Source organism: Acidovorax sp. HMWF018 (assembly GCF_003061035.1).
In the GTDB taxonomy this organism is placed as follows: Bacteria; Pseudomonadota; Gammaproteobacteria; order Burkholderiales; family Burkholderiaceae_C; genus Acidovorax; species Acidovorax delafieldii.
Genome location: NZ_QAIM01000453.1, coordinates 1 through 9323, shown reverse-complemented (window position 1 = coordinate 9323; position 9323 = coordinate 1). Strand labels below are relative to the sequence as shown.

Genomic DNA, 9323 nt, shown 5'->3' with positions numbered 1-9323 from the left:
TACCTGAGCACGCGCATGGAGGTCACCGGCACGCTCGAATCCCGTGCCATGGCCGAGACCTTCAACGACATGGCGGGCAAGGTGCAGTCCTTGGTGCTGTCCTTGCACGAAACGCAGCGCCAGCAAAGCGAGCAACTGCACTTCACCCGCCAGTTGATCGATGCCCTGCCCCTGCCCGTGTTTGTGCGCCATGCCGACGGCACCTACCTGGACGCCAACCGCGCATGGCAGCGCCTGTTCCAGTCGCAGCCAGGTGCTGACGGCGCTGCAGGTGCCAGCCTGCCGGCCGAACTGGCCCCGGAACGGTCGGCCCGCATCGCCAGCGCGCACGACAACGAGATCCGCATCCGCCCGCCCCACCAGCCCCCGCTGGACATGGCCTATTTCGAAGCGCCCTTCACCAGCACCAACGGCGAACTGGCTGGCACCATCGGCACGCTGGTGGACGTGACCGAGCGCAAGCGCGCCCAGGAAGCCCTGCGCGCTGAAAAGGAACGTGCCGAGGTCACCCTCGCCTCCATCGGCGACGGGGTCATCACCACCGACCTGGGCGGGCGCATCGAGACCATCAATGAGGCCGCACAGCTCATGACCGGGTTCACGGCCGACCAGGCGCTGGGCCGGCAGTTGGACGACGTGTTTCGTCTGTACGAAGAGCCTGCCAGCCGCACCGCCAGCGCAGCCGCCGAACGCGATACCCAGCCGGGTGGGCTGCAGCAGGCCACCTACGAGGTGCTGATCCACCGCTCGGGCGAGCGCTATGCCATCGAGTACACGGCAGCCGCCATCCGCGAAGGCAGCGGCCACGCGGCGGGCTGCGTGCTGGTATTCCGCGACGTGACCGAAACACGCAACCTGCGCCACCAGATCTCGTGGCACGCCCGCCACGACGCGCTCACCGGTCTGTACAACCGTGCGGCCCTGGCCGAAAAGCTCACACACGCCCTGTTTGTGGCCCGCAACAAGCAGCTGCTGCTGGCGGTGTGCATGCTGGACCTGGACCACTTCCAGGCCGTGAACGACACCTTTGGCCAGCGCGTGGGCGACCGTCTGCTCAAGGAAGTGGCGCGGCGCCTGGGCGCGTTCATAACGGCCCACGAAGCCGTGGCCCGCATGGGCGGCGACGAGTTTGTGCTGCTGCTGGGCGAACAGCCCGATGTGCCCGCCATCGAGGCGCGCCTGGCCGTGCTGATGCAGCAACTGGCCGCGCCCTATGCGATTGACGACCGCCTGGTGAACATCACCGTCAGCGTTGGCGTGGCCGTGTTTCCGCAAGACGACGCCAACCCCGACACCCTGCTGCGCCATGCCGACCAGGCCATGTGCCAGGCCAAGAGCTTCGGGCGCAACCAGCTGCACGTGTTCGACGTGCAACACGACCACGCCGTGCAGACCCAGCACACCCGCCAGACCCGGGTGGCCCGCGCACTGCACGCGGGCGAACTGGTGCTGCACTACCAGCCCAAGGTCAACCTGCGCACGGGCGAGATCATCGGGCTCGAAGCCCTGCTGCGCTGGCAACACCCGCAGGAGGGGCTGCTGGGCCCGCAGCACGTGCTGCCGCTGGTGGAGGACACGGACCTGCAGGTCGAACTGGGCGAATGGGTGCTGCGCCAGGCCCTGGCGCAGATGCGGGTGTGGAGCGATGCGGGCATGGGATGGGAGGTCAGCGTCAACATCGCAGCGCCCCACTTTCACCGGCCCAACTTTGTGCAGCGACTCAAGGACATCCTGCACACCTGCCCCGAGGTGTCTCCCTCGCGGCTGGAGCTGGAGATCCTGGAATCCGCCGCGCTCGAAGACATGCAGTACATGCGCCGCATGATGCAAAGCTGTCAGGCCCTGGGCGTGCGTTTTGCGCTGGACGACTTCGGCACCGGCTTTTCGTCCCTGTCCTACCTCAAGCGCCTGCCCGCCGAGACGATCAAGATCGACCAGTCCTTCGTGCGCGGCATCCTGGAGGACGGCGACGACCTTACCCTGGTCAAAGCCATCGTGGCGCTGGCGGCTGCATTCCACCGCCATGTGGTGGCCGAAGGCGTCGAAACCGCCGAGCACTGCGCCAAGCTGCTGGAGCTGGGCTGCGAGCGCGCGCAAGGTTATGGCATTGCCCGGCCCATGCCTGCGGCCGACGTGCTGCCTTGGGCCCGGGACCACGCTGCACGCCATGCTGCCCGGGCGGTGCAAGAGGCGGCACGTCGCCCTGCCTCGAACTGAGAAACCTTCGGCCAGCGCAGGAGACCCAATGAGCCCCAGAGGCGCGTCCGCCCTGGCGGCCTACAGCGGCTGCACCGCACCCATGTCAGGCCGCTCCAGCCACTCGCGCCACTCGTCCACCAGCTGCTGGCTGGCACGCGTGGCCGCGAGCCACGCCTGGGCCCGGGCACGGCTGTCCGTGCCGTAGTGGGTGAAGTCGTTGCGGTCGGGCAGCTTGGCATTGGGCAAGCGGCGCACCCAGTCCGGGTCGGGCGACAGCACCACCATGTTGTCGAGCGCCGACGTGGCCTTGTGGCGCCACTTCAGCCCCTTGTCCAGCCAGCCCGGCACCACGCGGTGCTGGAAGTGGGGGTAGAGCACGAGGCCGCCAGCACCCGCGCGCAGCGGCTCGGCCGCAATTTTTGAGCCCTTTCCGCTGGGAGCGCTAGTGCTTATTGCCTGAGCAGCTATCAATTCAGAAGCAACACCATTCGGCAAGCCATAGGCAAGATGCAGGTGGTAGTCGGTGATGCCGCCGTCCCAGTACGCACCCCGCGGGGCGCCCGGGATGTTGTGCACGGCCTGCAAGACAAACGGGATCGAACAGCTGGCCTGCAGCGCCTGCATGAAATTGTCTGCGTTCAGCCCCACCTGCCGGGTGCGGTAGTCGGTCGTGGCAAAAGGCAGTGCCGCACCCGATGAGGAAAACACCACCCGCTCCAGCCAGGCCCCCATCGCCTTGCGGTGCACGGTGTTGGTCACAAACGCCCCCAGATACCCCAGCGGCGTGCCCAGCGCATGCTCGCGCCCCAGCACATGGCGGCCCCGGGACGTGACGATGTGCAGGCGGTAGCGGGGGTGGCTGAGCACTTCCTGCACCCGCCCGCCGTAGAAGGCCTCCAGGTTCTGGCCGAACCGCTCACTCACATGGGCGGCCGTGGGGCGCTTTTTGCCGGGTGGCAGCTCGTAGTCCTGGTGGATGTAGTCGTGCTCCAGCCGCTCAAAAGCCGCCACCGATTGCTGCAGGCAGGCCGTGGCCATACGCCAGGCGCCAATCGAGGCGCCCACCAGGTGCACTGGCTGATCGGAGCGCGGCAGCCACTCCCCAAAAATGAACCGGTCCATCGGCCCCAGGATCAGTCCCTTGGGACCGCCAGCCGCTGCCGGGATTACGCCCACGTCAGCGGGCCGCAGGCCCTGATGTTCCAGGTGTTGGCGGGCGCGGGGGCCAGCATGGATGCGCAGTGCTTTCATGGCGCTGATTGTCGCAAACCGCTGCGGTGAGACGGCCCCCATGGACATCGGCCGGTGGCTGCCCCTCCATGCAACCCCCGCTACGCTGGCGCAGGGCAACTAGACGATGAAGTCCGCCGCCGCATCCGGTCGGGCGGTCCAGTCGATGGGGTCTTGCTGCAGCACCATGTCGATGTCGAGCCCCAGGGCCAGCCCCACTTCGCCAGGGAAGGACACGGCCAGCTCTTTTTCGTTCAGCTCCGCCTCGCGGGCGCGGGCGCGCCAGGCAGCCAGGTGGATGACGCCCGCCAGGGGTTCGTAGACCTTGTTGTCAAACGGTGCGTGCTGGTGCTGCAGGGCGTCAATCACCACCTCGGGCAGTTGCCAGCGGCGCGCGCAGCCCGCCGTGACCTGGCCGTAGCTGTAGCCAAAGATGCGTTGCTCGATCTTGTCGCGGCGCAGGTCAAACGGGGCTACCAGGGTGTTGACCGACTGGGCCTTCTCGGGGTCCGCCAGATGGATCACCAGCTCGCCCAATGCATGCAGCAAACCGGCGGTATAGGCTGCGATCTGGTTGTGGTGGACGATGCCAGCGAGCGACCGCGCGAGCTTGGCCGTGTTGAGGCTGTAGCGCCAGAACTGCTGCATGTTCACCCCGGGCACCGAGCGCGACGTGGTGCCCAGCGGCGCCGACGTGACCAGCGTGCGCAGCTGTGCGGTGCCCAGCAGCGCCAGCGCCTCGGGGATGCCCGCGATCTGCCCGGGCAGCTGGAAGGTGGGGGAATTGGCCAGTTCCAGCAAACGAGCCGCGAGGGCCGGATCGGTGCCAAACAGCTGGTTCAGGCGCCGCAAGCTGGGTTCGTTCTGGGCCAGCTCGCTCATCAGCAGCGCCACGGCGCGCGGAAGGCTGGGCAGTGCCACAGGTTGGGCCAGCAGTGCGTTCAACTCCATGGGGTACGGCGCCGGTGGTTGGTTCAGGTGCTGGCGATTATGGGCCCCTGCACGGCCAAAAAACCACCGGCGGCACAGCCGGCTGCGTCAGCGGCCTTTAGCCTGTTGCAACTTCGCAAATGCGGACGCCATGGCCGACTGCTGCACAGGCTCGGGCCCACGGCGCTGGGGTTGCGCGTAGCCACGGCCTGCGCCCTCAAAGCGGTTGTCACGGGGTGCGCCCCGGTCGCCGCCCTGGCGCGGTGGCGCGGCATCCAGCTTCATCGACAGGCCGATGCGCTTGCGCTCCACGTCCACCTCCATGACCTTGACCTTGACGATGTCGCCGGTCTTGACCACCTCGCGCGCATCGTTCACGAACTTGTGCGCCAGCTGGCTCACATGCACCAAGCCGTCCTGGTGCACGCCCAGGTCGATGAAAGCGCCAAACTGGGCCACGTTGCTCACCGTGCCCTCCAGGATCATGCCTTCCTTGAGGTCCTTGATGTCTTCCACGCCGTCGTTGAAGCGCGCCACCTTGAAGTCGGGGCGCGGGTCGCGGCCGGGCTTCTCCAGCTCGGCCAGGATGTCCTTGACAGTGATCACGCCAAACTTCTCGTTGGCAAACAGCTCCGGCTTCAGAGTCTTGAGCATGTCGGCACGGCCCATGATCTCGGCCACCGGCTTGCCAGTCTTTTCCATGATCTGCTCGACCACCGGGTAGGTCTCGGGGTGCACCCCCGTCATGTCCAGCGGGTTATCACCACCGCGAATGCGTAAGAAGCCCGCGCTCTGCTCAAAGGTCTTGGCACCGAGCCCGGCCACGTCCATGAGCTGCTTGCGGCTCTTGAAAGCACCATTGGCCTCGCGCCAGCGCACCACGGCCTTGGCCACACTGCCCGACAGGCCCGACACGCGGCTGAGCAGCGGCACGCTGGCCGTGTTCAGGTCTACACCCACCGAGTTCACGCAGTCTTCCACCACCGTGCCCAGCGTGCGGGCCAGCTCGCTCTGATTCACGTCGTGCTGGTACTGGCCCACGCCGATGCTCTTGGGGTCGATCTTCACCAGCTCGGCCAGCGGGTCTTGCAGGCGTCGGGCGATGGAGGCCGCACCGCGCAGGCTCACGTCCACATCGGGCATTTCTTGCGACGCATATTCGCTGGCGGAATACACCGAAGCCCCCGCCTCGCTCACCACCACCTTCTCGATGGCGCGGTCGGCCTTGGCGGCCATCTTGATCAAGTCAGCCGCAAGCTTGTCCGTCTCGCGGCTGGCCGTGCCGTTGCCAATCGCAATCAGGTTCACACCGTGTTTTTCCACCAGCTTGGCAAGGGTGAACAGCGAGCCGTCCCAGTCGCGCTTGGGCTCGTGCGGATACACGGTGGCCGTCTCCACCAGCTTGCCCGTGGCATCCACCACGGCCACCTTCACGCCCGTACGGATGCCCGGGTCCAGCCCCATCACCACGCGCGGGCCGGCCGGTGCGGCCAGCAGCAGGTCGCGCAAGTTGTCGGCAAACACCTTGATCGCCACCTTCTCGGCCTCGTCGCGCAGGCGGGCGAACAGGTCGCGCTCGGTCGAGAGGCTGAGCTTCACGCGCCAGGTCCAGGCCACGCACTTGCGGATCAGGTCATCGGCCTTGCGGCCCTGGTGGCTCCAGCCCAGGTGCAGGGCGATCTTGCCTTCGGCGATGCTGGGCTTGCCGGGTTCGGGCTCCACCGGCAGCACCAGCTTGGCCTCGAGAATCTCCAGCCCCCGGCCCCGGAACACGGCCAGCGCCCGGTGCGAAGGCACGCGGCCAATGGGCTCGTCGTACTCAAAGTAATCGCGGAACTTGGAGACCTCGGGGTCGTTCTCGTTCTTGCTGTCCACCTTCTTGCTGCGCAGCAGGCCTTCGGCCCACAGCCACTCACGCAGGTTCTGCACCAGCGCCGGGTCTTCGGCCCAGCGCTCGCTGAGGATGTCGCGCACACCATCCAGCACAGCGGGCACGGTAGAGAAATCGGCACCGGGCTTGCCGTCATCCAGCACTTCGGGGGGCTTGGTGAACGCCGCAGCTTCGACGGCGGGGTCCAGTGTGGGGTCGGCAAACAGCTTGTCGGCCAGCGGTTCGATGCCGAACTCGCGGGCGATCTGGCCCTTGGTGCGGCGCTTTTGCTTGAACGGCAGGTAGATGTCTTCCAGCTCCTGCTTGGTCGGGGCGGCCGCAATGGCGGCACGCAGTGCATCGGTGAGCTTGCCCTGCTCGTCAATCGCCTTGAGCACGGCCACGCGGCGGTCTTCCAGCTCGCGCAGATAGGACAGGCGCGCCTCCAGTTCGCGCAGCTGAATGTCGTCCAGCCCGCCCGTCACTTCCTTGCGATAGCGCGCAATGAAGGGTACCGTGGCACCGCCATCCAGCAGCTCCACCGCTGCGCGCACCTGTTGTTCACTGACTTTGATTTCTGCGGCCAACTGCCGAACGATCTGCTGCATGGGTGGGGCGGACTCTCTGAGACTCGGTCAAACAAAAATGCGAAGCGCGCGAGTTTGCCACAGGCAGTTTTGGCAGCCCTTAGACCGCTCGACGGATTGTTCCCAATACTGGAACAGTTAGTTTGCGACTGGGTGGTTTTTCTCTGAACACCATCGGCGTACAGTTCATCCCATCGATGAGCCGAACCCGCAAGGCGACTCACCGAACCCGGTTCAGGAATGGTTTTTGACCCGGCTTTTTTGAGACGCTTTTTTAGCTTTTAAGGATTTTCATCATGAACAAGACCGCCCGTTTCCTCTCCGTCGCCGCTGTTGCCGCTTTCGCCGCTTTTGGCGCCCATGCCGATGAAGCCGATGGCTCGCAATTTGCCCTGAAGTTCGACACGAACCGCACCCGCGCTGAAGTGCAAGCCGAAGCTGTAGTGGAAGCCAAGACCCACAACATGGAACCCGCAGGCTCGCGTGTGGTGACCTACCAATCCACCGCTGACCGCGCTGCCGTGCGTGCACAGGCTGCCGAAGCCGTGCGCACCGGCCAGATCCCTTCGGGCGAATTCAGCGCCATGTAATTTGGCAGATCAACTGTTGAGATTGGTTGAAAGCAGTTGCGGGACTTCCCATGGCAGTGGCACTTCGCGCGGTGCGGGTGCTGCTGCCATGGGGAGTGTTAACTGAACCGCAGGGGCGGGCAGGCAAAAAGGGCTCCCTCTGGGAGCCCTTTTTGTTGTTGGGCCGCATGGACTTGCGGGTGGCCACACGCTCGGCACGGTCAGCCCTTCATAGAATGAAGGACTGTTCGCACGCCGCTTCATGTCCCTCCCACCTTTCCCCATCCGTACCGAATGCCCCCCTGGCACCTGCGTGTGCGACCGGGAGGCGTTGCTGCAAGCACCGGGGGGAGATCTGCGCATCCTGATGCTCACGCGCAGCGAAGAAAAGAAGATGCTGGAGCGCCTGGAGAACCTGGGCAGTCTTGCCGACCTGCGCAGGATGCAGGAGCGCATGGAGCAGCAACTGGGCATCCGCCTGTCCATCACCCAAAGCCCGAACGAGGTGCGCAGCCTGCGGGGCATTGCGATCCTGGTGCACGAACAGCCGGGCCTGTGCCGCAAGACACGGCAGGCCATCCCGGCTGCCATCAAGAAAAGCATGGACACCCACCCCCAGATCACGTTTGACCTGCTGGACGAGAGCGGGCTGTTTGGCGGCGTGTAACGCAACCTGCCCCGCCGTACCGCACCAAACCGCCCCACCGCAGCGCATGCAAGACGATCTTTTTGGCGACACGCTGCCCAAGCCCCCGTCGGCAGACATGCCGGCCAACGGGCCATCGGCACCATCACCCACGCAAGGCACTGAGTCCACGGCACGGCGTATGCGGTCTGGCACGGTGGCCCCGATTGTTCCGGACGATGCTCTGGAAGCCTTGGCTGCTGCCCTGCCCCCACAGCTTCGCCTGGGGACATCCAGCTGGACCTACCCCGGCTGGAAAGGCCTGGTGTGGGAGGGCGAGCATTCCGACACGCAGCTGTCCAAACAGGGGCTGGCCGTGTACGCCCAGCACCCGCTGATGCGCACGGTGAGCATCGACCGCAGCTTCTACCGGCCGCTCACGGTGAGCCAATACGAGCGCTATGCGTCGCAAGTTCCCGACGACTTCCGGTTTGTGGTCAAGGCGCCCAGCGTGGTGACGGATGCACTGGTGCGCAGCGAAGACGGACGCGGCCGCCAGCCCAACCCGGCGTTCCTCAGCCCCGAGCTGGCCCGCAGCGAATGTGTGGAGCCGGCGCTCCAGGGCCTGGGCCACAAGCTGGGCGCGCTGGTATTCCAGCTCAGCCCCCTGCCGCTGGCGCAGCTCGATCGCATGCCCGCCTTGCTGGATCGCCTGCGTGCCATGCTGCTGGCCCTGCCCCCGCTGGCACCACTGGCGCCCGATGGGGTGATTGCCGTGGAGGTGCGCGACCCCGAGTGGCTGACGCCCGACTTTGCGGCCGTGCTGCGTGAAGCGGGCGCCACCTATTGCCTGGGGCTGCATGCCAAGATGCCGCCGCTCCACGACCAACTGCCCTTGCTGCGTGCGCTGTGGCCCGGCCCGCTGGTGTGCCGCTGGAACCTGAACCCTGTGCACGGCCCGTACGGCTATGAAGACGCCGAGCGGATGTACGAACCCTACGACCGCCTGCACCACCCGGACCTGGACACCCGGGCGGCACTGGCCGCAGTGATCGCAGGCATCACAGGCCGTGGACAGAACGCCTTCGTGACCATCAGCAACCATGCCGAAGGCTGTGCGCCGCTCACGGTGCGGGGCGTGGCGGAAGAATTCGCTCGGCTGGCGGCCAGGTAAAACCCGACCCACCCCGCTTTATTGCCCCGGCGCCTGCTCGATGCGGTTGCGGCCGCCTTGCTTGGCTCGGTACATCGCGCGGTCCGCGCGTCGTACCAGCTCTTCGGCCAGCTGCTCGCGCTGTGGCGCCATGGTGGCC

The 9323-nt window shown here is 66.3% G+C and carries 8 protein-coding genes; 4 read left to right on the top strand and 4 right to left on the bottom strand.

All coding sequences use genetic code 11. The features are described from left to right. On the top strand, positions 1–2217 hold a 2217-nt coding region (locus DBR23_RS18890; protein ID WP_233250563.1), incomplete at its 5' end, for a bifunctional diguanylate cyclase/phosphodiesterase. A gap of 60 nt (positions 2218–2277) precedes the next feature. Here the strand turns inward: DBR23_RS18890 and DBR23_RS18885 are convergent. The 3 genes from DBR23_RS18885 to DBR23_RS18875 form a co-directional block, all read right to left on the bottom strand. Next, positions 2278–3450, bottom strand: a complete 1173-nt coding sequence (locus DBR23_RS18885; RefSeq protein WP_108499229.1) for a patatin-like phospholipase family protein — start codon at positions 3448–3450, stop codon at positions 2278–2280. Positions 3451–3549: 99 nt separating this feature from the next. Next, positions 3550–4380 carry an HDOD domain-containing protein gene (locus DBR23_RS18880; RefSeq protein WP_056063447.1) on the bottom strand — a complete coding sequence of 277 codons (831 nt, stop codon included), beginning with the start codon at positions 4378–4380 and terminating at the stop codon, positions 3550–3552. 87 nt (positions 4381–4467) lie between these two features. Further along, on the bottom strand, positions 4468–6837 hold the full coding sequence (locus DBR23_RS18875) for a Tex family protein (protein WP_108499228.1): 2370 nt from the start codon (positions 6835–6837) through the stop codon (positions 4468–4470). A 275-nt stretch (positions 6838–7112) separates the two neighbouring features. Here DBR23_RS18875 and DBR23_RS18870 point away from each other — a divergent pair, with 275 nt between their 5' ends. The 3 genes from DBR23_RS18870 to DBR23_RS18860 all read left to right on the top strand — a co-directional run bounded on the left by DBR23_RS18870 (position 7113) and on the right by DBR23_RS18860 (position 9184). Further along, on the top strand, positions 7113–7406 hold the full coding sequence (locus DBR23_RS18870) for a DUF4148 domain-containing protein (RefSeq protein WP_056746958.1): 294 nt from the start codon (positions 7113–7115) through the stop codon (positions 7404–7406). Between the two features lie 241 nt (positions 7407–7647). After that, entirely contained in the window at positions 7648–8052 is a 405-nt protein-coding gene (locus DBR23_RS18865) for a hypothetical protein (RefSeq protein WP_108499227.1), read from the top strand. A gap of 46 nt (positions 8053–8098) precedes the next feature. Further along, positions 8099–9184, top strand: coding sequence for a DUF72 domain-containing protein (locus DBR23_RS18860; protein ID WP_108499226.1), 1086 nt, complete (start codon positions 8099–8101; stop codon positions 9182–9184). 18 nt (positions 9185–9202) lie between these two features. Here the strand turns inward: DBR23_RS18860 and DBR23_RS18855 are convergent, their stop codons facing one another. After that, complete coding sequence (locus DBR23_RS18855; RefSeq protein ID WP_233250570.1) at positions 9203–9316, bottom strand: hypothetical protein; 114 nt, start codon at positions 9314–9316, stop codon at positions 9203–9205. Positions 9317–9323: the final 7 nt, after the last annotated feature.

Coding starts and splice junctions, on each gene's coding strand:
- DBR23_RS18885 (WP_108499229.1), bottom strand. CDS start 3,450: ATGAAAGCACTGCGCATCCATGCTGGCCCCCGCGCCCGCCAACACCTG.
- DBR23_RS18875 (WP_108499228.1), bottom strand. CDS start 6,837: ATGCAGCAGATCGTTCGGCAGTTGGCCGCAGAAATCAAAGTCAGTGAA.
- DBR23_RS18870 (WP_056746958.1), top strand. CDS start 7,113: ATGAACAAGACCGCCCGTTTCCTCTCCGTCGCCGCTGTTGCCGCTTTC.
- DBR23_RS18865 (WP_108499227.1), top strand. CDS start 7,648: ATGTCCCTCCCACCTTTCCCCATCCGTACCGAATGCCCCCCTGGCACC.
- DBR23_RS18880 (WP_056063447.1), bottom strand. CDS start 4,380: ATGGAGTTGAACGCACTGCTGGCCCAACCTGTGGCACTGCCCAGCCTT.
- DBR23_RS18855 (WP_233250570.1), bottom strand. CDS start 9,316: ATGGCGCCACAGCGCGAGCAGCTGGCCGAAGAGCTGGTACGACGCGCG.
- DBR23_RS18860 (WP_108499226.1), top strand. CDS start 8,099: ATGCAAGACGATCTTTTTGGCGACACGCTGCCCAAGCCCCCGTCGGCA.